A 21,730-nucleotide genomic window follows, 5' to 3' on the forward strand; every position below is an offset into this window, starting at 1 on the left:
GCGCGCTTTGCTATAGGGGCGCCTCCTGCAACGGAATGCAACTCTAACTTAGGAAGGTGGTGACAACCACATGCAGGTCAGCGTTCGCGACAACAACGTCGAACAGGCGCTTCGCGCTCTGAAGAAGAAACTTCAGCGCGAAGGGGTTTTCCGTGAAATGAAGCTCAAGCAGCATTTCGAGAAACCCTCCGTCAAGAAAGCGCGCGAGAAGGCCGAGGCCGTCCGCCGTGCCCGCAAACTGGCACGCAAGAAGGCCCAGCGCGAAGGCGCTCTCTGAGAAGCGGCTGGAACAGCTGGCGGGAGCGATCCCGCAGAGACGATCAACCCCCGAGGCTCCGCCGCGGGGGTTTTTCTTTGACGTGCCGAGGTGTCAGCCGAATTTCGGCTGGCTGAGGAGATAGCGGTCAATGATCGGCAAGGCGGCCGCCCCGATCGCGCGAGCATTGCGGCCGACCGAGGCTTCGACCACCACCGGCTCCTCAATTCCTTGCGTGTCGATCTCGAGAATGGCCGCCCGGGTCTTTTCGACGATCGCGCTGCGAACCTGCGGAGGACAGTTGGCATCGACGAGGATGCGCTCGAAGTCGATCACCGAGGCGACCGCGACAATGCCGATGGCAAGATGGCGCGCGGTATGGTCGATCCATTCCGTCAGTGGTGCGCCGAACGCGCTCCAGTCCGTATCCGGTTTCCAGATCGCGGCCGGGTCGAGGCCCGCCTCCGCCAGCCTGCGTTCCAGGAGGTAAAGCGAGGCGTGCCGGATGAGTTGCCGCGTGCCCTGCTCGGACGCGACAGGGATCGAGCCGAAAGCACCGGCATTTCCCGTCCGGCCGGTATAGACGGTGTCGTTCAGAACCACGCCACCCCCGATGAACGAGCCGATGAAGAAGTAGGCGTAATCGGCGAATTCACGGCCCCGCCCGAACACATGCTCCGCCGTGCAGGCGGCAATCGCGTCGTTCTGGACATTCACCGGCAGGCCGGTCGCGTCGCCGACCGCCGCAGCGATATCGAAATCGCGCCACTGGTTCATCTCGTCCTTCGGCGCATTGACCGCGTCGAGCCAGTTCCAAAGCTCGAACGGCGCCGCGACACCGATCCCGGCAAGACTGCCCGTCTGGCGCTGTGAAAGCTTGCCGGTGAGAGACAGGAACCCGTCTTGCAGGAACTCCCTGATGATGGCGGGCGTCGGATAGCCGTATGTCCGCTTGACGTAGGTCCGGGTGGTCCCGGTCACGTCGATCAGCACCAGATCGGCGCTCTTGCGGCCGATATTGAGGCCAAGCGACAGGATTCCGTCGGGATTGAGTGCCATCGGGGTCGATGGCTTTCCCACCTTGCCCCGAATCGGTTCGCCCCGGATCAGCAGCCCGTCCCGTTCGAGCGCCCGGATGATGATCGACACGGTTTGGGCCGACAGGTTCGAGCGTCGGGCGATATCGGCGCTCGGCAAGCCGCCATGCCGCTGGATCAACGACAGGACCAGCCTTTCGTTGTGATCGCGAATCCCCGATTGATTCGCCCCCCCCATCGGGTCGCGGATTGAGACGGCATCCATGTTCTCTGCCATGTCGCGTACCTTCCTTGTAGTCAACTGTAAGCGCGCTCAAATTAATAAATCAAGTTTATTTATTTATTGACAGTGAGTAGCGACTCGGCGCATATCGAGACCGAGGGCAGGCGGAATGACCGCTGCCCGGCAAACGGCCGGCGCGGATCTGCGCCTCTGGATCGACGTCAGGGAGGACGACATGAAGAGACTGGCTTCCAGCGCCGCAATCGCGGCTTTGGCCATGGGCATTGCATCGGCGGCATCCGCCGAAAGCGCGTGCCTGATCACCAAGACGGACACCAACCCCTTCTTCGTGAAGATGAAGGAAGGCGCGCAGGCGAAGGCCGACGAGTTGGGCCTCGATTTCAAGTCCTACGCCGGCAAGGTCGACGGCGACAACGAAGCCCAGGTGGCCGCCATCGAGACCTGCATCGCCGACGGCGCCAAGGGGATCCTGCTGACCGCCTCGAACACCTCGGCGATCGTGCCGTCGGTGCAGAAGGCCCGTGACGCCGGCATTCTCGTCATCGCGCTCGACACGCCGCTCGACCCGATCGACGCCGCCGACGCGACCTTCGCGACCGACAACTTCCTGGCCGGCGAGCTGATCGGCAAATGGGCCGCCGCCAAGCTTGGCGCGGACGCCGCGACCGCGAAGATCGCCACGCTCGACCTCGACGTGTCGCAGCCGACCGTGGACGTCCTGCGCAACCAGGGCTTCCTTCAGGGCTTCGGCATCGACCTCGCCGACCCGAACGTCATCGGCGACGAGAGCGATCCTCGGCTCGTCGGCAGCGACGTGACGCAGGGTAACGAAGAAGGCGGCCGCCGCGCGATGGAAAACCTCTTGGCGAAAGATCCCGAGATCAACGTCGTCCACACCATCAACGAGCCCGCCGCCGCCGGCGCTTACGAGGCGCTGAAGGCCATTGGCCGCGAGAACGACGTGCTGATCGTGTCGGTCGACGGCGGCTGCCCCGGCGTTCAGAACGTTGCGGACGGCGTGATCGGCGCCACGTCGCAGCAGTATCCGCTGCGCATGGCGGCACTCGGGATCGAGGCGATCAAGGCCTGGGCTGACAACGGCACGAAACCACAGCCGACCGAAGGGAAGAACTTCTTCGACACCGGCGTCGCGCTGGTGACGGATCAGCCGGTCGACGGCGTCGAGTCCATCTCGGTCGCCGAGGGCAAGGATCTCTGCTGGGGCTGATCCCCGGCCACCGGAGGGTGGTGCGGCCGCCCTCCGGCCCAGTTTGGTTAACTTCCCGAAATTCGTTAGACTGACCGAGAATGCCCGGCCGAAAACGCCGGGGCATCAGGGGGGAGACTTTCATGGCGAACACCTCAGCGGACAACTACGAGTCGCAGACGCGTGGCGGCGCCGCCGACACGCTCGCAGAGTTCGAAGAACACAAGCGCGGCTTCCTCGGCACGATCCACCACCTGCTGCATCAGAACCCGGCAATCGTGCCGCTTCTCGTGCTGATCACCGCCGTGATCGTATTCGGGATACTGAACCCGAACTTCCTGCGGGTCTCGACGCTGAGCCTCATCTTCCAGCAGATCGGCATTGTCGGCATTCTCGGCATCGCACAGACCCTGGTGATCCTCACTGCCGGTATCGACCTGTCTGTAGGCGCGATGGCTGTACTGACTTCGGTTCTCATGGGGCAGTTCACCTTCCGTTACGGCCTGCCGCCGCAACTCGCCATCGTGGCCGGCCTCGCCGCCGGTACGGCGATGGGTGCGCTGAACGGATGGCTCGTCGCCAAGATGCGCATTCCTCCCTTCATCGTGACGCTTGGAACCTGGCAGATCTTCCTGGCGACAAACTATATCTACTCGGCCAACGAGACGATCCGCAGCCAGGATATCGAGGCCAACGCCGCGTCGCTCCAGTTCTGGGGATCGACCTTTAAGATGGGCGGCGCGACGGTGACGATTGGCGTCGTGCTGCTGGTCTTGCTTGTGCTCATCATGGCCTACGTGCTTCGGCACACCGCCTGGGGACGGCACGTCTATGCCGTTGGCGACGACCCCGAGGCGGCGCAGCTTTCGGGCGTCAACCGCGACAAGATGCTGATCCAGGTCTACGCGCTGGCCGGTCTTTTCTGCGGCCTTGCCGGCTGGCTGATGATCGGGCGCTTCGGATCGGTATCGCCCTCGGCGTCGACGGGTGTGCTGGGCAACATCCAGTCCATCACCGCCGTGGTGATCGGGGGCATCTCGCTCTTCGGCGGGCGCGGCTCGATCATCGGAATGTTCCTTGGTGCGCTGATCGTCGGCGTGTTCGAAATGGGCCTGCGCATGGCCGGTGCCGACGCGCAGTGGACCTATCTGCTTATCGGTGTCCTCATCATCGCCGCCGTCGCGGTCGACCAGTGGATCAGAAAGGTGTCGGCATAATGGAACCCATTCTCAAAGGGCGGAACCTGGTCAAGCGCTACGGCAAGGTCACGGCACTCGACCACTGCGACTTCGACCTCATGCCGGGCGAGATCCTGGCCGTGATCGGGGACAACGGCGCCGGCAAGTCGACGCTCATCAAGGCGGTCTCCGGGGCCGTGATCCCCGACGAGGGCGAGATCTGGCTCGAAGGGAAGAAGGTGCACTTCACCTCGCCCATCGAAGCACGGGAACGCGGCATCGAAACGGTGTACCAGACCCTCGCCATGAGCCCGGCCCTGTCGATCGCGGACAACATGTTCATGGGGCGCGAGCTGCGAAAGCCCGGCCCGATGGGCAAGTTCCTGCGCCAGCTCGACCGCCCGGCGATGGAAAAGTTCGCCCGCGACAAGCTGTCGGAACTGGGGCTGATGACGATCCAGAACATCAACCAGGCCGTCGAAACGCTGTCGGGCGGCCAGCGTCAGGGGGTGGCGGTGGCGCGGGCGGCGGCCTTCGGCTCCAAGGTGATCATCCTCGACGAGCCGACGGCGGCGCTTGGCGTCAAGGAAAGCCGGCGGGTTCTGGAACTGATCCTCGACGTGCGCTCGCGCGGCATTCCGATCATCCTGATCAGCCACAACATGCCGCATGTCTTCGAGGTGGCCGACCGCATCCACATCCACCGGCTTGGCCGGCGGCTGTGCGTGATCAATCCGAAGGACTACACGATGTCCGACGCGGTCGCCTTCATGACCGGCGCCAAGGAGGCGCCCTCGGAAACGCCGGTTCCCGCCTGAAACCGTTCAAATGCGGTCGGCAGGCTTCCCGCGCCCGGGATCGCAGGGTATGACGGCCAAAAGCCAGGAGCCTGCCGATGCACACCCTATCCCGACGCGCCGCGCTGGCGCTTCTCGCCGCCGGCCTCGCGGCCTGTGGACGGCGCGAGCGTGAACGCACCCGCGCAGCAGGGCCGGCCGAGATCAACCGGCTGATCGCAAAGCACGCGCGGGCCTATGATGTGCCCGAGGATCTCGTCCATCGCGTCGTGCAGCGGGAAAGCAGGTACAATCCCGCCGCCCGGAACGGCCCCTATTACGGGCTGATGCAGATCCTTCCGCAAACGGCCGCGACGATGGGCTACCGCGGCGCGCCCGACGGGCTTCTCGACGCCGACACCAACCTGCGCTACGGCGTCAAATACCTGCGCGGCGCCTGGATCGTCGCCAAGGGCAATCGCGACAAGGCCGTGATGTGGTACGCCAAGGGCTATTACTATGAGGCAAAGCGGCGCGGCCTCCTAAAAGAAACCGGGCTGAGAAGCTGAGGGGAAGCGGGGTGGAGGCGATCCTGAAGCCCTTCGCATACGTCGCCGCGATCAATGCACGGCGCTGACATCTTTCATGGCATTCCGGCGGCAAGGCTCCGGACCGGCGTCACACCGGGATCGCGGTCGTCTGGCGGACCGTGCGGAGCGCGAAGGACGAATGCATCTGCGCCACGCCGGGAAGACGGGCAAGGTGTTGCCGGTGGATGCGGGCAAAGTCCTCGGTATCCTCGGCAATGACCTTCAGAAGGTAATCCGCCGACCCCGCCATCAGGTGGCATTCGAGGATATCGGGGACCAGTTTCACCGCTTTCTCGAACGCCTCCAGCACTTCGTCCGCCTGTCCCGACAGCGTGATCTCGACAAAGACCGTCGTCGGCCGCTTCATCTTCCGGGCGTTCAGGAGGGCGACGAAACCGTCGATGAATCCCTCCTCCTCCAGTCGCTGCACCCGTCGGTGGCAGGCCGAGGGGGACAGGTTCACCTGTTCGGATAGATCGGCGTTGGTCACCCGCCCGTGCTTCTGCAAGACCCCGAGGATACGGCGGTCTGTCCCGTCAAGTTCCATATTCGCGCAACTTTCTTCGAATAATTGGCCTGTTTTCCGCAGAAACCACGCAAGCCTTACCAAATGCCCGGCCAATTCTCAAAGCAATTTCATGCCAATTGCGGCACGATTACGCCCACAGTTCTTCGGGGAGGGAGACATGAAGATAGGATGCCCAAAAGAGATCAAGCCGCAGGAATTCCGCGTCGGCATGACTCCAGCCGCCGCGCAGGAAGCGGTGAACAACGGCCACGAAGTGGTCATCGAAACCAATGCCGGAATGGGCGCGGGCTTCACCGACGCGGATTACACCGCCGTCGGCGCGAAGATCCTCCCGACCGCGAGTGAGATATTCGCCACCGCCGACATGATCGTGAAGGTGAAGGAGCCGCAGGCGGTCGAGCGGAAGATGCTGCGCGAAGGCCAGATCCTGTTCACCTACCTGCACCTCGCGCCTGATCCGGAGCAGACCAGGGACCTTCTCGCCTCCGGCGCGACCTGCATCGCCTATGAGACGGTCACCGACCGCTCCGGCGGCCTGCCGCTTCTCGCGCCGATGTCCGAGGTCGCGGGCCGTCTTGCGCCGCAGGTCGGGGCCTGGACGTTGCAGAAGGCCAATGGCGGGCGCGGTGTGCTGCTGGGGGGTGTGCCGGGGGTACGTCCGGCCAATGTCGTCATCATCGGCGGCGGGGTCGTGGGAACCGCCGCCGCGCGCGTCGCGGTGGGCATGGGCGCGAACGTGACGGTGATGGACCGCTCCATCCCCCGCATGTCCTATCTGGACGATATCTTCATGGGGCGGCTGACCAGCCAGTATTCCAGCCCGGCCAATCTCGCCGAGCAGATCGCGACGGCTGACATGGTGATCGGCGCGGTGCTGATCCCCGGCGCCGCCGCACCGAAGCTGATCTCGCGCGCACAGCTTGCCACGATGAAGCCGGGCGCGGCGCTCGTCGATGTCGCCATCGACCAGGGTGGCTGCTTCGAGACCTCGCGGGCGACCACGCATCAAGACCCCGTCTACGAGGTCGACGGCATCATGCATTACTGCGTGGCCAACATGCCGGGCGCGGTCGCGCGCACTTCGACCATCGCGCTTGGCAATGCCACGATGCCATTCATGCTGGCGCTGGCGAACAAGGGCTGGAAGCAGGCGTGCAGCGACAATCCGCATCTGCTGAACGGTCTGAACATCCATGCCGGCAAGCTGACCTACGAGGCCGTGGGCGCGGCGCTTGGCCTTCCCTCGATCCCGGCGGCGGACGCGCTCAAGATCTGAGAGCGGCTCCCTGAAATGCAAAAGGCCCGCCGATCCGGCGGGCCTTTCTCGTGTGGTCGGGCGCCTACTTTTTCAGCGCGTCGCGGATCTCCATCAGAATGTCGAGCTCGCTCGGCCCCGCCGGCGTCGCGGCGACCTCTTCCTTCTTGGTCGCGGCATCCTTCACCCTGTTGACCATCTTGACCAGAAGGAACACAACGAAGGCGATGATCAGGAAGTTGATCACGGCCGTGATGAACGAACCATAGGCAAAGACCGGTGCGCCCGCTTCCTGTGCGGCGGCAAGCGAAGCGTAGTCGCCCGCCCCGAGATTCACGAAGAGATTGGAGAAATCCACGCCGCCCGTGATGACCCCGATGATCGGGTTGATGAGGTCGCTCACCAGCGAGGTCACGATCGCTGTGAATGCCGCGCCAATGATGATGCCGACGGCCATGTCCATAACGTTGCCCTTGGCGATGAAGTCCTTGAATTCGTTTATCATCTCAGTGTCCCCACGATACTTGTGATTGAAGCGCGTTTCCTGTCCTCGCGCTTACGCAGCAGAACCTTATCACGATTTGTCACCGTGAAATCGCCCTTTTTTCCGCATCCCGCCGCGCCACATCTAGACGATGCGAAGACGTTGCGCAGGGGGAAATAATGGCTGAGATTACCATGTTTCCAATCGCGCGCCGTCGGCCACCGCCGCCAGAGGCGATCCGGCCTTACCCGATAAGCACGCCCGGCGGCTCAAGGCGTTCGAGGATGAGGACGCCAAGCTGAAGAAGCTGCAGGTGAGGAAGCGCGGCGGTCGCAAGCGATCTCCGGGCACGCGCAGGCCGATGTCGGTGCCAGAGCGACCCAACGAACGCTGGAGCCTGGACTTCGTATCTCACGCTTTCGCCGACGGGCGTCGGTGCCGCGTGTTGGCCATCGTGGACGACTTCAGCCGGGACTGCGCGGACACGTCGCTCTCCGGGCTGCGCGTCACGCGCGGGCTGACAGGGATCATGGCGCGACGCGGGCGGCCCAAGACCATCGTCCGCGACAACGGGACGGACCTGACCAGTATGGCAGTGCTCAGATGGTGCCAGGAAACGCGGATCGACTAGCATCACATCGCGCCAGGAAAGCCGATGCAGAACGCCTTCGTCGAGAGCTTCAACGGCAGCTTTCGGGACGAGCTTCTCAACGAAACCCGGTTCTCATCGCTGGACGAGGCCATACCCAATCCAGACCACCATGCGTTACGCACACCGAGCCGACGATCCGGTGCGGCGGGCCGCGGAAGAGAATGCCAACCGGCTGAGTGCCTTGGTCTCGGGCGGACATCGGGGGGCGGCACCCCTAACGGTGATAAGATAACACTTCATACGTTAGCCTAGGGAGGGCGCAGCATGGCCTAGGCTAGGCTAGGGTCAGATGGGGCCTTGTTGCACAAATCGGGGTCTGACCGCAGTTCCCCTTTCCCCCGACGGACTTATTCTACGGGCTCCGTGACAGGTGTGCCAAGCGCGTTGTAGCCATTCGGGATGGCCATGCGGACCTGCTGTTCTGCGACCTGGCGCTCGAAGTCGCGCGCCATGAGGGATTGGCCGGGCAGCTTGATGCAGTTCATCTTTGACTCGACCCGACTTTGGCGGCGATAGCCGCTCCATCGTCGCCAGACGGCGCGGCCCAAATACTTCGATGCCCGCAGAGCCTCGCTGCGTGCGATGGCCCCCGGGCCCGTCGGTTTCCAAAGCTTGACGGTCTTGCGGGGCGGGATGACAGCAGTGGCGTTTCTGTCTGCAATTGCCTCGTGGCAATTGCGGGTGTTGTAGGCGCCATCGGCGGTCACGGACCCGATCCGTTCGTCTGCCGGGGTCGCCGCATCCTGAGACGCCCGTGGGAACCTACCGTCGAGCTGGCCCGGTTTTGCCTGTTCTCGGGGATGCGGGCAGGCGAGGCAGCGGGTCTTCTTCGTGAAGATCTGGTGAGCAAGGGCGGCAACGGCATCTTCGTCCGTATCCGTCCCAATGAAATGCGGCTGCTCAAGACCGATGCGGCGGAACGGGAGGTGTCCGGCTCTGCCGCAGCCGGATGATGTTCGCCCGGGCCTGCATGCGCGAGAGCCAGGAGCCTCAGCCATCGGGCTCGGACCGATGGCGCCACGATGGCTTCGATCTTCGACGCGCATGACCGGGCCTTCGCCTTCTTCCGGGGCGCCTGCACGCGAGGCATCTGTGACAATATGAAGACGGCCGTGGAGGCGATCTTCATCGGCAAGGAGCGGCTCTACAACCGGCGCTTCCTGCAGATGTGCAGTCACTACCTGATCCAGCCGCCGTCCATTGGGCTTGAACCAATGGCGCCTCAATGAACGGCCCCGCACACCGGCGTCGGGCTGGGAGAAGGGTCAGGTCGAGAACCAGGTCGGTCTGGTGCGGGAGCGGTTCTTCACGCCGCGCCTGCGGGTGAAGACACGCTGCATCTCGGTCGCGGGATAGGTCTTGTCGGCCATTTCTGCCCCACCTGTTGTCCCCCGTCAGACCGCCAGTCGGCGCGGCTGTATAGCTTGGACCAAAAGCCTCGTGAAAAGCTCTCGACGACCGCTCGAAACGGCCCTTTGCGGTCACTCAGGCGATCCTCGGTACTGCGATGCGGCTTCCCTGAAACGGCCATTCGGTCATCGACGCAGCATTGTCTCGGCCCTGGTGGCAGATATGCTGACGACGCGGTACTTGGTAGTTTGGATTGTCGGGCGCATCCACGGACCCGGCCGAATTTGGTCGAAGCCAATTTGCTCGCGATCTCCTTCCCCAATCCGGACGTTGGCCCAAGCCTCCTTGATCCTGGAGGCTTGGTGACTGGCAGTCACAATTCATCTTACCTGCGAACTCGGTACCACGCTCGGGCAAGAGAAGTGCTAGAGAAGTATGTGTCCTTGCGCCAACCATCAATTCGTCGGGCCACGGTCCGTCCCGTTTTTGATCAAGAAGAGTGATCAGAGACCACCTTCGGTTGCATACTGTTCGAACCAGTCGAGAAAATGTGAGAACTATGCTATAAGAAGAAAAGAGAGTTGAGTGTGCACCGCGAGATTGCGGGGGCGGATTATCGCATAAGACTGTTTAATTTCGACATTTCTGCCTCCGCGGACTCGCCGGTTTTCCAAAGGAGGACAAATGTCTCATAGCGATAGTCCGACCTCCAACGGCCCTCTCGATACTGCAGTAGACTATGAGTGGCGCACGCTGGCTGCGCAGGTGATGCGCGGACGCAGCGGCAATCAGTGCGCGCAGACGAACGTCAGCCTACTTGCCGCAGCCGAACGAGAACCGGAAGCGCCGCCCGCACCGTTCTTTCGTCTTTGGATGGCCGACAACCTGGCCTTCGACGGCAACTACACCGAGGCCGCAAAACACTACGACGACTGCCTTACCGCCTGCGACAGGGCGGCACGGCTCACGCCTCACCAGGACCCCATCGTGGGGGTGCTGGTCCACAAGGCGGCTGCACTGGATCTCGCCGGGGATTTAGCGGCGGCTGTCGCAACCTACCGGGACCTAGTGAACCTGCGGCCGTCGTACCGGAGCGCATCATTCGAAGCGGGCAGGATTGCCGACCGCATGGGAGACGACGCGGCAGCATACGAACTTTACAAAGGCGTTGCGAGCAAGGACCTGACACCGAAAACTGATGATCCTGCCCAGCTCGCGCGGCGCGCTCTGGATCGCCTGGCAGATGGCAGCGTGCCCTACCGCGGCAGCGCAACGGAACTGGCGGATGACCTTACGACCTTGTTGGAGCGCCGAGACACGCGCGGCCTCGAGCGGCTGGCCAGCCGGACCCATTTCGCCGTCGGCCCAGTCGGTGGGCACATCGGCTTCGAGATCCGTGAAATCCTGGAAGAATTCCTCCAGGACCTTTCACAGGGCGACGTGCTTGTGAAACGCCAGCTTTTGGGTTGCGGCGGTAAGCGCTACCTGCCGACAACCGGTTGGAAGGGCAACTGGTTTCACGACGACGTGACGCTGATCCTCTCGGAAGCCCCGAAGGGATGGCAATGGACAGGCGTCGCGCTCCACAATCCGAACGCGAATTGGATGGAACGGTGGAAACCCGCTGTCATCGAGACCAATCAACCGCTGCCTTTCGAACTGCGTGCGCCCTGGCCAGAAGGAAAGTGCTTCACGGCGGGCGGACTGCTTGAGCACATCGCAGAGGCCGCCATCGTCGCTGCGGCCTGGCCGTTTTCAGGCCTGGTTGCGGTGGGCTTTGCCTCAGCGAATTGCTGCGGCTGGGGCCCGCGGGGCTACTACTACAACATCGGTCCGACTCATGACGAGGAGGATGCCTTCGCCATCGACTTCACCCGCTACCGGCGTTTTGTGCCCTACGACAACGAAAGCGGCGGCACACCGGTTCTTGCCGTTCACGAGGGCATCGTCAGTTTCGTGCGTGCGGGTAAGGCGTCGGGCGACTCGTCCACCGACAACCGCGTCGAGATCGAACACGCAGATCCGGCGAACGCAACGGACCTAAGCCGATTTACCTCCAAATACCTTCACCTCGAGGGTCCATTTCGGATCCCAGTGAGCCAGGGGATGCCGGTGCGTGTCGGCACACGCCTTGGGTTCATGGACGACACCGGCAACTCGATTCTCGACCACCTGCATTTCTCTATCCACGACCGACAATTGCCTTATCCGGGTGCGCCAGAAGGCAAAAGCGTCAGGCCCTCCCCCATGAGCGGCCAGACCCTAGGCGACTCCGATTCCAATAAGTGCATCGAGTCGAACAACGTCGACTACACCGGAGACAACATCGTGCTACATCCATCGAGCTTCGCTGGCCAGAACTGGCTCATCACTCCGGCTTCGCTCGCCGTAAACGAGGCGCAGCCTTCCTCGATAACAGATCAGAAATGGCTCCTTGTGATGTCTGGGGTGGCCAACATCGATCTCAAGGGCAACAGCTCGCAATGGCTCCGCGAGACGTTTAGAATAATGCCCGACATTAACGCGCCTATGAACCACGCCATCAGTCGTTACAACATTCCGACACCGGCGAACTCTGGGTTCACGCTGCGATTCCAAGTCGAGCAATGGGTGCCGCACGCCGCTCCAAGTTCCATGTTCAACAAGAACCATTCCGTGAACTCGGGGTTTGCCGTGGATCTCTGGCGTCCTCACCCGTTTGGTACCGACACGGACGTCGTGACAAATGCGAGCTTCGGGAATGTGTTCTCGGGCATTCAGGTCGACGTCGCCGTCTCGGACATAGACGCGTTCTTTTATCGACTGAGCTACCATATCGTTCTGCTGGGAAAAATCCGCTTCGGAAAGCCGATCATCATCGAATGACAGAATTCACAGGTCGCCGTGCTTTTGCGCGCGATGGGCTCGCCCCGACAACGGGACCGTGTGGCACATCGGCACTGATCGGAAGCAGTGACGGCCATTTTTTGAATGAGAACGGTCGCCTATAACTTGTCAGTCACAGCGACTGGCATTGACCCGATGCATCTCGGCCCCGATTGGGCGGAGAAAGGTCACTCAGCGAGCGACTGGTGTAAGCGCCCCCGCCGGTCCCCTATGCGGCGAGGCTTGACGTTTTCCGGAAGGCCCAGGGCATGAGGTCCTCGATCCGGCTCTTTGGGTGGCCGTTGAGAAGGGCGCGGAGCGTTTCAGCGATGTAGTCGACGGGGTTCACGTCGCTCATCTTGCAGGTGGGATGTGCAAGGCGAGCATTGCCCAGTTCTCGGCGCCGACCTCGTGGCCGGCGAAGAGCGCGTTCTTGCGCGTGAGAGCCACGCGGAGGATCTGGTTCTCCACCGGGTTCGTGTCGAGTTCGAGCCGGCCGTCCTCCAGGAACCGGGTCAACCCAGGCCAGAGAGCGAGCGTGTAGCGGATATCGGTCCTTCTCTTACAGGATATCCCGGGTATCAATGTTGGAATAGAGTTCGAGACAGATGCCACAGTGCAGGAGACTATGCCCGGCGACCGGCTGCCGCAGTAGTGAGACAAGAGGTCGGGACCGGGGGCGCCGGCCGAATATCAATCACCTGGAGATCTGATACATGTCCATTCGTTTCCTTGGCGTAATACTGATCAGCTCAGTCGCCGTGATCAGCGTCCCTGCCACCGCACAAAACACTGAAATCCGGCACGTTTCCTTCACACCCGGCACGACGAGCGCCGAACTCACTGGCAGCATCAAAGGGGACCAGATCGTCGACTACATGCTGGGCGCCACGATCGGGCAACGGATGGTGGTGGACATGACCACCTCGAACGCCAGCGCCTATTTCAACGTCATGCTGAAGGATGCGCCCGAGGCGGTCTATGTCGGCTCGATCTACGGCCTGCATTACGACGCCGCGTTGCCGGCAAGTGGGGACTGGGTGATCCGTGTCTATCTGATGCGCAACGCCGCGCGACGCGGCGAGGTGGCGGACTACACAATAGACGTGAACATCGATGCTGTCGGCGCCGCCGCAACCCTGGGCGACCCGGAGAAGGTTTGCCTCGACGAGGTGGTGCGCATAACCAACACGGCTCAGGTGGAGGTGATCGGTTCGGATTTCTCGGAGGCCGGCACGATGGTTCGCCTAGCGGTCGGATCAAACAGCGCGCCCTGGCAATGCATCGCTTACAAGGACGGCAGCACCGCCGGCGTCATGTTCCTGGGGGACGACAGCGCCGGCACGACCTCATCGCCGGGCCAGACCTATGCCGATGGCGACGCCGGCGGACCCGACTGGTGGCAGGTGACGGGTGCTGCTTCGCTCAACATCCGTTCCGGGCCGGGAACGGACCAGGCCGTGGTCGGCAAGGCGGCGAGAGGGCAGCTCTTGCGCAACCTGGGTTGTCATGGCACCGGCGAGGATCGCTGGTGCCATGTCGAGGCCGATAGCGGCGCCACCGATGGATGGGTATCGGGCGCCTATCTCTCGGAAGGTGCCGCGCCTGCGGCGACGGGGATCGGGACGACCGTTCCCTCGGACAGTCCGCTCAAGCCCGATCTTCATGTGCGCCCGACCGGCGAGATCGAGGCATCCTGGTCCTCGGGATGCACGGTTCTCTACAATCCCGCACGCAGCCGGATCAATGCCGGCGCCAGCTGCTCGGAGGCGCAACTAGTCGCCTCGGACCTCTGGGTCGAGCGCATGAAACAGTGAGACTGGCCCGGACACCTGCTCGATGAGATGACTGTCCGGTGTCCTCGTCCGCTGCGGCATACCCGGATTGCAGCAGCATGGCGCCGCCACAGGATCGATCCCGTCTAAGGCCAAATGTTTCCATCCTGCCCACTCACGATCTGCGCAAAGTTGCGGAAGGCAGCTCGCCGAAACGAAGGCGGTACTCACGAGCAAATCGGCTGAGATGTGCGATTCCGCATTCCCCGGCTATTTCGGTGACTGTGGAAAATGGACGCGTCAGCAACATTTCGCGGGCGGCTTCGAGACGCTGTGCGGCAAGAAATGCCCTTGGCGTGCATCCGAGGATCTGCTTGAACGAGAGCTGGAGGTATCTGATGCTTACTTCTGTCTCACGCGCAATGTCGGATATGGTAAGTGGGACGTCGAGATTCTGGCGTATGAACTCCTGGGCGCGCCGTACAACTCTTACCGATCCTTCAAGCCGTTCGGGCCGCAGCTTCAACGCATTGGTTGCCAACAGCAGCTGGAAAAATGTTTCGACGATAAGTGCCTCCAGAAGGCGACCTCGCTTGTCCGAATTCCCAAGGGCATAGCAGTTCAGATACGTTGACGCATGCTCGGTCAGAGAGATCAGCGGGCCATCGAGCCCTTCTGCCCCGGACTTCTCGATGAGCGTGAATTCCACGGATCCGGTAAGCCGCTCGTTGCCTTGAAGAAGGAACCGGTCCAGCCGTTCGGTCGACAGTGTCGTGGCGATCCCGTGAAAGCGCCCGGAAGTCGCCCGCAACTGCAACTCCGCCGGACCCGGTCTAACAATGGCGGCCACATCGGAAGGGGCGTCGAAGTCGGATCTTCCGAGACCCACGCCCATTGCGCCGGTCATCATCTTCTCGTACCGGATGATGTCGATGTCGGGCAGCTGAAGGACGCAGTTGGTGGCAACGGCATTGGTCACCGAAATATGCCCATCTCCGATAAGTCCGCCTTCGACGGCGAAGTAGCCTTCCTCCCGGTCCGAGAAACGCAAGGCTCTGACGCCTTCGGCGTGGCTGCCATAAGCAGCGGCAAAGCCGGAGCGGACCATGTCCTCTTCAAACCGGTGGCCGCGGACTTCTATCAATTCCGAACCCTCTCGCACATATGAACCGTGACGTTTCAGACGTATCCGGGCTAAGATCATCCGCACAAAGATTATGATAACCGGGTGCCTCGCAAGACCTGTACTACTGCGCCAGCCTAGCAGAGCATTGCCGACATGTCGCGGCTTTGACGTCCCAAAGCAATTTCAACCTCGGTACAATCTCTGTCCGATGTGAATTCCGGGCAGATTTAGTGTTTGGGATCGTCATCCTCCGCGCTTCGGCTAGCTCGGCATCCGAGGTCTTACTAGAGTCTAACCAAGACCCTGACCTGCGGTGGCGGATCCCATGCTGTTGCTTCCGTGTCATTAATTGGGGCAGTTGCACCCCGGATTTCTATTCAGGACTTGGCCAATGGTGCCACCAATTGGAGGAGGGGCGAATGAAACTATTACACGCAGTTGCCACAGGCTTGGTAATCGGCCTTGCCGCGGTGTCGGGCGATCGTGCCGAGGCAGCAGGGGCCGCTAGGGCCGTGGGTGCGCCGGTGCTGTCGCCAAGCCTGTCATTGCCCCAGAGGTTCGATACGGAGAGGTTTCTGATCGAGGTACAGGGCGGCCCGGATTTCTGGGTCATGACCGGTGTGCCCGCGGGCGACACGCTCAACATGCGATCCGGTCCGGGCACCGGTTACGGCGTCATCGCACGTGCCCAGAACGGCCAGATCTTCCGCAATCTCGGCTGTCGCGGCTCGGGCAACTCCCGCTGGTGCGATGTCGAGACCAAGAGCGGAAGCGTGCGCGGCTGGGTCAGCGGCCGGTACTTGCAAGAGTCCGGTGGCGGCGCGTCCACGGGCAGCGCTTCCGGTGACGTGCCAGAGCTCGCCCTCAGGAGCGGCGGCGAGATCGAAGTGCGTTGGGGTTCGGGCTGCACGATGCTGTACAATCCGCGCGGAAACCGGATTCAGTCGGGGTCAAGCTGTTCGCGTTCGCAGCGCAGCCGGTCCGACGACGCGGTGGCCCGCCACCTGCGTGAACAGGGCGGCAGCACGGCTGAAGGTGGCGGCGGCGCGGTGGACATGCGCGGCGTCGGTCTCCTGACGCAGGGCGGCCCGCTGATCGGCAGGATCACCTCGAAGAACTGGCGCAGCTATGCGCTGAACCTCACGGCGACCCGTGACGGATTCACCTGCACCGGTTCTTTCGACGAGGCGCCGGGTAGCCGCAACTCGATGAGCACGTCGATCCACTGCATGAACGGCGACAGCGGCAGCGCCATCCTGAAGGGCGAACTCCTAACCTTCAGCGCTGGCGGCAAGGGAGGCTACGTGCGGTTCTGACAATTGGCCCGCACGGCCGTGCCCCGCCAGCCAATCACCTCACCGGCGGGGCCATTCATCAGGCGAACCAGAGGTGTCCGAAGGAGCGAAATGGCAAACTTCCCTACGGACGCGGAACGGTTCGGCTGGCTTGAAAGGGACGGCGACGACTTTCCGTACTACCGCGGCTCACCGGTCGGAATTTCGACGGGCGGATGGTTGGTGGTGCTGGCGGGCGTGGCGCTCGGCTTCGCCGTTCTCCTGCTTGGACCGAGGTTTGTCGGCGCAGGATCGGCGCGTTTCCTGCTCGCATTCCTTTTCTGGGCGATCCCGCTCGCGGCACTCGCACTAGTTGCGGGACGGGATTGGACCGCGCTCTTCCGACGGCTCAGAGCAGTCGATTTCCTTTGGATGATCGGCTTCGCAATCCTCAACGCGCTCGTCACCCTCGTCACCGGATCGCTCATCACGCATCTGACCGACGCGACCGCCAATACGGCCGTGACGGGCGCCGGGCAGATGGAGGCGGGCCGGGCGCTACACTTCTTTGCGATGACCGGGATCCAGCTGATCGGCGAGGAAGTGACGTCGATCCTGCCGTTTCTCGCCCTGCTTTACTGGTTCGGTGGCCGCGGCGGCGTGGGACGCAAGACAGCCATCACCCTCGCGACGCTAATCGTCGCGGTCCTGTTCGCGGTCGAGCACGGACCGACCTATGACTGGAACCTCTTGCAGATGTTGCTCGGGGTCGGGGTGGCGCGGATCGTGCTGCTTCTTCCTTACACATGACCAAGAACCTCGCGGTCTCGGCGGGGGCGCACATTCTCAACGACTGGATGTTCTTCGGTCTGTCGATGTTGAACGCCGCAACCTCGGCGATGACCTGAACCCTGCGTTCGGGGAGGAAACAGCATGAGAAGACCTGCCTGGACGATCGGTGTCGCCACCTATCTGGCGTACCTCGCGCTGATCTTCACTGCCTGGGTCGTGATGGGGGTAGACTACCGGAACCTTGTCGGTGCCGACGTCGTGTTCAAGAGCGTCGTTGTGCCGCTGACGCTGGGCGCTCTCCTGCTCGCGCCCGTCATAACCTGGCTCGGCTGGTGGCGGCCGGTCATGATCGAGGAACGCTGCGGCGGGCCCGCGTGGGCTATGTGGACGATGTTGGCGGTCATGGTAGCCACGATCGTGACGGGTTTTGCCTCGACCGACTGGTCTGCGCTGGCGATGGGACATGTGGTGTTGATCGCGCTCGCCGGCATGCTGGTCGGCTTCAACGAGGAGGCACTGACCCGCGGCATCCTGATCGTGGGTTTCCGTGGCTCGATCCGCTCCGAAGCATGGGTCTGCATCTGGTCCGCGGCTCTGTTCGGGCTCTTGCACCTGATCAATGCCTATTTCGGAATCGGACTGGTCGGCGGGCTGATGCAGGTCGTGATGGCCGGATGCGCCGGCTTCGGGTTCTATGTCCTGCGTCAAGTCTCGGGGGGATTGCTGCTACCAATGGTCATGCATGGGCTGTGGGATTTCGCGAGCTTCACCCGGCAGGCCTCCGGCAGCGAGCCAGCCGCGATCACGCCCGTGTTCCAGTTCGGCACCTATCTCGTCGCGATCATAGCCGTCGTTTTTGTCCTGCGCCATCACGCGAAGCCCGCAGCGCGGATGGTCACACCGCAGGTCACATGACTATCCCAGTTCGGAGGTGCCCGAGATGCCGGCCGTGCCGCCTGTGCGTGAGGGTCACCGCTGGCGTTTCAGCGATGCGCAGCGCGCCCGCATCCTGGCCGAGGCGGCGCGGCCCGGTGCCAGCGTCTCCGAAGTGGCGCGACGCTACGGCATCGCCCGGCGCGTGCTCTGCCGCTGGCGGCAGGAAGAGGCGGTGCGGCTCGTGGATGTCGAGATCGCCGATGGGGAGGTGGCGCCATGACCTTGCTGCCTGCCGGCGTCAAAGTGCACCTGGCGTTTGGCTACACCGATCTGCGGAAGGGGATGGACGGTCTGGCCGTGCTCGTTCAGGAAGTGCTGCATCAGGAACCGTACACCGGGCATCTCTTCGTGTTCCGGGGGCGCAATGCCAGTCTCATCAAGATCGTGTTCTGGGACGGCACCGGTCTGTGCCTGTTCACCAAGAGGCTGGAGCATGGTGTCTTCGTCTGGCCTGCCAATATCGAGCCGGGACGGACGCTTTCTCTGACATCAGAGCAGCTCTCGCATCTTCTGGAAGGGATCGACTGGCGGGCGCCGGACCAGCGCTGGCGACCGGCGGCGGCGGGCTGAAAGACCTGCGGCGCATTGACTCAGGGCGGTGATAGCGGCGTGGGATGAGCCTGCGGCATGGTACAATCGACCATGTCCATCGACCTTGCCAGCCTGCCGGAAGACGTGGAAACGCTGCACGCGCTGATCGGCGATCTGGTGCGCGAGCGGGACAGCGCGCGGGCCGAGGCGGAGGCCGAGATCGCGCGGCTGCGAGGCATTCTGAAGACGCTGCAGCGGATGCAGTTCGGCCGCCGATCGGAGCGCCTCGATCCCGATCAGCTGCAACTCGGGCTCGAGGATGTGGCCGCCGATCTGGCGGAGCTGGAAGAAGTTGCGAACAGCCGTCCGGGCAATCCGCGCTCGCCTTCCGACCGGGCCGGCCCGCGCCTGAGCCTGCCCGATCATCTGCCGCGCGACGAGCGTGTCGCCGATGTGGATGCGGAGGTCTGTCCCTGCTGCGGCGGGTTGCTGTACCTGATCGGCGAGATGGTCAGCGAAATGCTGGACCATGTGCCGGCGCAGTTGCGGGTCGTGCGGATCCGCCGGCCCAAATACGGTTGCCGGACCTGCGGGACGATCCACCAGGCCCCGGCGCCCGAGCGGCCGATCGCGAAGGGGCTGGCAACACCGGCACTCCTGTCACATGTCCTGATCGGCAAATACTGCAATCACCTGCCGCTTTTCCGGCAAAGCCAGATCTTCGCCCGCCAGGGGGTCACGCTGAACCGCTCGACGCTGGCGAACTGGGTGGCGGGCGCCGCCTGGTGGCTCGCCCCGATCCGGGACCGGATCGCGGATCACGTGATGTCGGGGGAACGGGTCTTTGCCGATGATACCGTACTGCCGGTGCTCGACCCCGGGCGCGGCCGGACCCGCACCGGGCGGCTCTGGGTCTATGCAAGGGACGACCGCCCCTGGGGCGGGAACGATCCGCCGGCGGTTCTCTATACCTATAGCCCAGACCGGCGGGCCGAGCGGCCGGCGGCGCATCTCGAACGCTTCAGCGGTATCCTGCAGGGTGAGCGGGAACCGTGGCCCCAGTGGGGCCGCGTAAGTCCCGCGAACGGCTATCCCGGCTTCGAACCGCTGGCCGCACGGCGTGACGTCGATCTGGCTGCTTGCTGGGCGCATGCGCGGCGGAAGTTCTGGGAGGTGCATCAGGCCATCGGATCGCCCATTGCGCAGGAGGTCCTGCGCCGGATCGCGGCGCTCTATGCGATCGAGGCGGAGATCAGGGGAAGATCCGCCGCTGGCCGGCAGGCCGTGCGGAACGCGCGATCTCGCCCGATCATTGATGATCTGAAACCCTGGCTGGATCTGCAACTGCCACGCCTGCCACAACGCAGCGGTCTTGCCGAGGCGATCCGCTATGCGCTCGCCCGCTGGCCGGCGCTCTGCCGCTTCCTCGACGATGGCCGGATCGATCTCGACACCAATACGGTCGAACGCGCCGTCCGCCCGGTCACGCTCGGCCGCAAGAACGCCCTCTTTGCCGGGTCCGACGGCGGCGCCGACAGATGGGCCACAATCACCACGCTGATCACCACCGCGAAACTCAACAATGTCGAGCCCCAGGCCTGGATCACCGATGTCCTGCAGCGCATGGCCGAGGGCCATCCGATCAGCCGCGTCGATGATCTCTTGCCCTGGAACTGGCAGCACAGCTCGAACTGACGCCAGAACGTGTCAGGAATGGACGCTTGCGAACGGATCAGGGAAACAGGGACGCTGCTATTTGCGCCGGCCGCGCATGCCAAACCCGGGCGGGCCAAGCTCGTCGGGCCCGCCCTCTTCTGTGTCGTCCTCATCGGTCCGATCGGCCCAGAGCAGCGTGACGGCGTGTCCTTCCTTGCCGACACGGGCCTGCTCGTAGATCTCCACGCCGTCCCAATCGGTCTAGGCCGCGGCCGGGTTTTCAACCATATTGGTGTAGTCCGGCTTTGCGTAGAGGATAGCTCGCGACGCCCGCGTCAGATCGAAGAAAATCTCGCCTTTGCCGCACGTAATCCATGGGAAGTTGCGGTGTCGCTTGTCTGACGTCAGCCCCCCCGCGGAGAGATTTAGAGTTTTTGAGCAAAGGAGGGTTCTGGTTCATCGAAGCCGCCAAGGCGCGAAGATGAAACAGACACCCGGAACCGTGAAGCCGACGGCGGAGTCGATTGTGAAGGACATCCGCCGGCGCACTCGCAAGCACCATTCGGCCCACGAGAAGATTAGGATCGTGCTTGAAGGGCTGCGCGGCGAGGACAGCATTGCTGAGCTCTGCCGGCACGATGGGCGCAGAAGTTCGGCCGCATCACGTCCAGGAGACCCGCCTTCAGCGATCACGGTCCTCCGGTTGCTGGCTCTGGATGAAGCCTTCCTCAAGATCGGTGGCAATATCGTCTATCTTTGGCGTGCTGTCGATGACGGGGGAGAGGTACTCTATGTGCTCGCCCAATCGAAACGGGGCCGGAAAGCAGCAATGAAATTGTTGCGAAAATTGCTAAAATGTTAGGGCTATGTGCCTGATGTGATCGTGACGGACCGCCTTCGGTCCTACGCCGTCTTGCGCGAGCTGGACTTGGCCGAACGGCATGTGATCGGCAGGCTGTCAAACAACCGGGCGGAGGTTTCACATCAGCCCACCCGACGCCGAGAACGTCAGCAAATTCGTTTCAAGACGCGCGGATGGGCGCGGCGCTTCCTCTCCTCCCACACCAACCATTTCAATGTCCAACGCCATCTGATCTCTCGCCGCATGCTGAAGACCCTGCGCGCTGCGGCCGCTGCGAACTGGCGCGAGATCGCTTCGGCCTGAGGCTATCTTCGGAAGGTGCTGCCGGCCACCCCGAGTTGCTGTGATAATGCCG

21 protein-coding genes and 5 pseudogenes are annotated in these 21,730 nt (G+C 63.0%); 19 read left to right on the forward strand and 7 right to left on the reverse strand.

All coding sequences use genetic code 11. The features are described from left to right. Positions 1-70: 70 nt before the first annotated feature. A complete protein-coding gene (rpsU, locus tag V5734_RS16510; protein ID WP_011748553.1) occupies positions 71-277 on the forward strand; it encodes a 30S ribosomal protein S21 in 207 nt (68 codons plus the stop codon). A gap of 93 nt (positions 278-370) precedes the next feature. On the opposite strand, the gene V5734_RS16515 is transcribed toward rpsU, so the two are convergent. Further along, positions 371-1,570 (reverse strand): ROK family transcriptional regulator, encoded by a 1,200-nt coding sequence (locus tag V5734_RS16515; protein WP_347310722.1) that lies wholly within the window; start codon positions 1,568-1,570, stop codon positions 371-373. A gap of 181 nt (positions 1,571-1,751) precedes the next feature. Between V5734_RS16515 and V5734_RS16520 the strand changes: the two genes are divergently transcribed. The 4 genes from V5734_RS16520 (at position 1,752) to V5734_RS16535 (ending at position 5,267) form a co-directional block, all read left to right on the forward strand. After that, positions 1,752-2,765, forward strand: a complete 1,014-nt coding sequence (locus V5734_RS16520) for a sugar ABC transporter substrate-binding protein (protein WP_347310723.1) — start codon at positions 1,752-1,754, stop codon at positions 2,763-2,765. Positions 2,766-2,887: 122 nt separating this feature from the next. Continuing rightward, positions 2,888-3,961 carry an ABC transporter permease gene (locus tag V5734_RS16525; RefSeq protein WP_347310724.1) on the forward strand — a complete coding sequence of 358 codons (1,074 nt, stop codon included), beginning with the start codon at positions 2,888-2,890 and terminating at the stop codon, positions 3,959-3,961. Continuing rightward, positions 3,961-4,740, forward strand: coding sequence for an ATP-binding cassette domain-containing protein (locus V5734_RS16530; RefSeq protein ID WP_347310725.1), 780 nt, complete (start codon positions 3,961-3,963; stop codon positions 4,738-4,740). Before V5734_RS16525 ends, V5734_RS16530 begins: the two co-directional genes overlap by 1 nt. A 77-nt stretch (positions 4,741-4,817) precedes the next feature. Next, positions 4,818-5,267, forward strand: a complete 450-nt coding sequence (locus tag V5734_RS16535) for a lytic transglycosylase domain-containing protein (RefSeq protein ID WP_347310726.1) — start codon at positions 4,818-4,820, stop codon at positions 5,265-5,267. A gap of 109 nt (positions 5,268-5,376) precedes the next feature. Here V5734_RS16535 and V5734_RS16540 read toward each other — a convergent pair whose 3' ends face one another. Then, entirely contained in the window at positions 5,377-5,835 is a 459-nt protein-coding gene (locus tag V5734_RS16540; RefSeq protein ID WP_347310727.1) for an Lrp/AsnC family transcriptional regulator, read from the reverse strand. Positions 5,836-5,974: 139 nt separating this feature from the next. Here V5734_RS16540 and ald point away from each other — a divergent pair, with 139 nt between their 5' ends. Next, the gene (gene ald, locus V5734_RS16545; RefSeq protein WP_347310728.1) at positions 5,975-7,093 is read left to right on the forward strand and encodes an alanine dehydrogenase; all 1,119 of its coding nucleotides are present in this window, start codon (positions 5,975-5,977) and stop codon (positions 7,091-7,093) included. 64 nt (positions 7,094-7,157) lie between these two features. Here the strand turns inward: ald and mscL are convergent, their stop codons facing one another. Next, positions 7,158-7,577: a large conductance mechanosensitive channel protein MscL gene (mscL, locus tag V5734_RS16550; protein WP_347310729.1), complete on the reverse strand. Its 420-nt coding sequence runs from the start codon at positions 7,575-7,577 to the stop codon at positions 7,158-7,160. Positions 7,578-7,863: 286 nt separating this feature from the next. Here mscL and V5734_RS16555 point away from each other — a divergent pair. Then, positions 7,864-8,298: pseudogene (locus V5734_RS16555) on the forward strand (integrase core domain-containing protein); the annotation flags it as partial. 257 nt (positions 8,299-8,555) lie between these two features. On the opposite strand, the pseudogene V5734_RS16560 reads toward V5734_RS16555, so the two are convergent. After that, positions 8,556-8,939, reverse strand: a pseudogene (locus tag V5734_RS16560) (transposase); the annotation flags it as partial. A 197-nt stretch (positions 8,940-9,136) separates the two neighbouring features. Here V5734_RS16560 and V5734_RS16565 point away from each other — a divergent pair. Beyond that, positions 9,137-9,540 (forward strand): annotated as a pseudogene (locus V5734_RS16565) (hypothetical protein); the annotation flags it as partial. Positions 9,541-10,242: 702 nt separating this feature from the next. Further along, the gene (locus V5734_RS16570) at positions 10,243-12,423 is read left to right on the forward strand and encodes a peptidoglycan DD-metalloendopeptidase family protein (RefSeq protein WP_347310730.1); all 2,181 of its coding nucleotides are present in this window, start codon (positions 10,243-10,245) and stop codon (positions 12,421-12,423) included. 229 nt (positions 12,424-12,652) lie between these two features. On the opposite strand, the pseudogene V5734_RS16575 reads toward V5734_RS16570, so the two are convergent. Beyond that, a pseudogene (locus V5734_RS16575) lies at positions 12,653-12,978 on the reverse strand (IS66 family transposase); the annotation flags it as partial. A gap of 161 nt (positions 12,979-13,139) precedes the next feature. Between V5734_RS16575 and V5734_RS16580 the strand changes: the two are divergent. Next, positions 13,140-14,240 (forward strand): SH3 domain-containing protein, encoded by a 1,101-nt coding sequence (locus V5734_RS16580; RefSeq protein ID WP_347310731.1) that lies wholly within the window; start codon positions 13,140-13,142, stop codon positions 14,238-14,240. Positions 14,241-14,373: 133 nt separating this feature from the next. On the opposite strand, the gene V5734_RS16585 is transcribed toward V5734_RS16580, so the two are convergent. Next, complete coding sequence (locus V5734_RS16585; RefSeq protein ID WP_347310732.1) at positions 14,374-15,306, reverse strand: AraC family transcriptional regulator; 933 nt, start codon at positions 15,304-15,306, stop codon at positions 14,374-14,376. Between the two features lie 437 nt (positions 15,307-15,743). On the opposite strand from V5734_RS16585, the gene V5734_RS16590 reads away from it, so the two are divergent. The 6 genes from V5734_RS16590 to tnpC all read left to right on the forward strand — a co-directional run bounded on the left by V5734_RS16590 (position 15,744) and on the right by tnpC (position 20,552). Beyond that, positions 15,744-16,640, forward strand: coding sequence for an SH3 domain-containing protein (locus tag V5734_RS16590; RefSeq protein WP_347310733.1), 897 nt, complete (start codon positions 15,744-15,746; stop codon positions 16,638-16,640). A 90-nt stretch (positions 16,641-16,730) separates the two neighbouring features. Then, positions 16,731-17,408, forward strand: a complete 678-nt coding sequence (locus V5734_RS16595) for a CPBP family intramembrane glutamate endopeptidase (protein WP_347310734.1) — start codon at positions 16,731-16,733, stop codon at positions 17,406-17,408. A 123-nt stretch (positions 17,409-17,531) separates the two neighbouring features. After that, the gene (locus tag V5734_RS16600) at positions 17,532-18,305 is read left to right on the forward strand and encodes a CPBP family intramembrane glutamic endopeptidase (protein ID WP_347310735.1); all 774 of its coding nucleotides are present in this window, start codon (positions 17,532-17,534) and stop codon (positions 18,303-18,305) included. A 34-nt stretch (positions 18,306-18,339) separates the two neighbouring features. Next, positions 18,340-18,546 (forward strand): transposase, encoded by a 207-nt coding sequence (locus V5734_RS16605; protein WP_347310736.1) that lies wholly within the window; start codon positions 18,340-18,342, stop codon positions 18,544-18,546. After that, on the forward strand, positions 18,543-18,896 hold the full coding sequence (gene tnpB / locus V5734_RS16610) for an IS66 family insertion sequence element accessory protein TnpB (protein WP_347310737.1): 354 nt from the start codon (positions 18,543-18,545) through the stop codon (positions 18,894-18,896). Before V5734_RS16605 ends, tnpB begins: the two co-directional genes overlap by 4 nt. A gap of 72 nt (positions 18,897-18,968) precedes the next feature. Next, complete coding sequence (gene tnpC / locus V5734_RS16615) at positions 18,969-20,552, forward strand: IS66 family transposase (RefSeq protein WP_347313653.1); 1,584 nt, start codon at positions 18,969-18,971, stop codon at positions 20,550-20,552. Between the two features lie 57 nt (positions 20,553-20,609). Here the strand turns inward: tnpC and V5734_RS16620 are convergent, their stop codons facing one another. Further along, positions 20,610-20,759: a hypothetical protein gene (locus V5734_RS16620; RefSeq protein ID WP_347310738.1), complete on the reverse strand. Its 150-nt coding sequence runs from the start codon at positions 20,757-20,759 to the stop codon at positions 20,610-20,612. A 235-nt stretch (positions 20,760-20,994) separates the two neighbouring features. On the opposite strand from V5734_RS16620, the pseudogene V5734_RS16625 reads away from it, so the two are divergent. The 3 genes and pseudogenes from V5734_RS16625 to V5734_RS21615 form a co-directional block, all read left to right on the forward strand. Continuing rightward, positions 20,995-21,156, forward strand: a pseudogene (locus V5734_RS16625) (IS3 family transposase); the annotation flags it as partial. A gap of 60 nt (positions 21,157-21,216) precedes the next feature. Continuing rightward, positions 21,217-21,375 carry a DDE-type integrase/transposase/recombinase gene (locus V5734_RS21610; protein WP_432759690.1) on the forward strand — a complete coding sequence of 53 codons (159 nt, stop codon included), beginning with the start codon at positions 21,217-21,219 and terminating at the stop codon, positions 21,373-21,375. A 21-nt stretch (positions 21,376-21,396) separates the two neighbouring features. After that, entirely contained in the window at positions 21,397-21,678 is a 282-nt protein-coding gene (locus tag V5734_RS21615) for a hypothetical protein (protein ID WP_432759635.1), read from the forward strand. The last annotated feature ends 52 nt before the right edge of the window (positions 21,679-21,730 follow it).

This window comes from Defluviimonas sp. SAOS-178_SWC (assembly GCF_039830135.1).
Taxonomy (GTDB): Bacteria; Pseudomonadota; Alphaproteobacteria; order Rhodobacterales; family Rhodobacteraceae; genus Albidovulum.

What these genes read in the sequence shown, in the direction of transcription:
- V5734_RS16530 (WP_347310725.1), top strand. Translation starts at nt 3,961, where the DNA reads ATGGAACCCATTCTCAAAGGGCGGAACCTGGTCAAGCGCTACGGCAAG.
- V5734_RS16595 (WP_347310734.1), top strand. Translation starts at nt 16,731, where the DNA reads ATGGCAAACTTCCCTACGGACGCGGAACGGTTCGGCTGGCTTGAAAGG.
- ald (WP_347310728.1), top strand. Translation starts at nt 5,975, where the DNA reads ATGAAGATAGGATGCCCAAAAGAGATCAAGCCGCAGGAATTCCGCGTC.
- V5734_RS16600 (WP_347310735.1), top strand. Translation starts at nt 17,532, where the DNA reads ATGAGAAGACCTGCCTGGACGATCGGTGTCGCCACCTATCTGGCGTAC.
- mscL (WP_347310729.1), bottom strand. Translation starts at nt 7,577, where the DNA reads ATGATAAACGAATTCAAGGACTTCATCGCCAAGGGCAACGTTATGGAC.
- V5734_RS16525 (WP_347310724.1), top strand. Translation starts at nt 2,888, where the DNA reads ATGGCGAACACCTCAGCGGACAACTACGAGTCGCAGACGCGTGGCGGC.
- V5734_RS16590 (WP_347310733.1), top strand. Translation starts at nt 15,744, where the DNA reads ATGAAACTATTACACGCAGTTGCCACAGGCTTGGTAATCGGCCTTGCC.
- tnpB (WP_347310737.1), top strand. Translation starts at nt 18,543, where the DNA reads ATGACCTTGCTGCCTGCCGGCGTCAAAGTGCACCTGGCGTTTGGCTAC.
- V5734_RS16535 (WP_347310726.1), top strand. Translation starts at nt 4,818, where the DNA reads ATGCACACCCTATCCCGACGCGCCGCGCTGGCGCTTCTCGCCGCCGGC.
- V5734_RS16520 (WP_347310723.1), top strand. Translation starts at nt 1,752, where the DNA reads ATGAAGAGACTGGCTTCCAGCGCCGCAATCGCGGCTTTGGCCATGGGC.
- V5734_RS16570 (WP_347310730.1), top strand. Translation starts at nt 10,243, where the DNA reads ATGTCTCATAGCGATAGTCCGACCTCCAACGGCCCTCTCGATACTGCA.
- V5734_RS16585 (WP_347310732.1), bottom strand. Translation starts at nt 15,306, where the DNA reads ATGGTCCGCTCCGGCTTTGCCGCTGCTTATGGCAGCCACGCCGAAGGC.
- V5734_RS16580 (WP_347310731.1), top strand. Translation starts at nt 13,140, where the DNA reads ATGTCCATTCGTTTCCTTGGCGTAATACTGATCAGCTCAGTCGCCGTG.
- V5734_RS16515 (WP_347310722.1), bottom strand. Translation starts at nt 1,570, where the DNA reads ATGGCAGAGAACATGGATGCCGTCTCAATCCGCGACCCGATGGGGGGG.
- rpsU (WP_011748553.1), top strand. Translation starts at nt 71, where the DNA reads ATGCAGGTCAGCGTTCGCGACAACAACGTCGAACAGGCGCTTCGCGCT.
- V5734_RS16540 (WP_347310727.1), bottom strand. Translation starts at nt 5,835, where the DNA reads ATGGAACTTGACGGGACAGACCGCCGTATCCTCGGGGTCTTGCAGAAG.
- tnpC (WP_347313653.1), top strand. Translation starts at nt 18,969, where the DNA reads ATGTCCATCGACCTTGCCAGCCTGCCGGAAGACGTGGAAACGCTGCAC.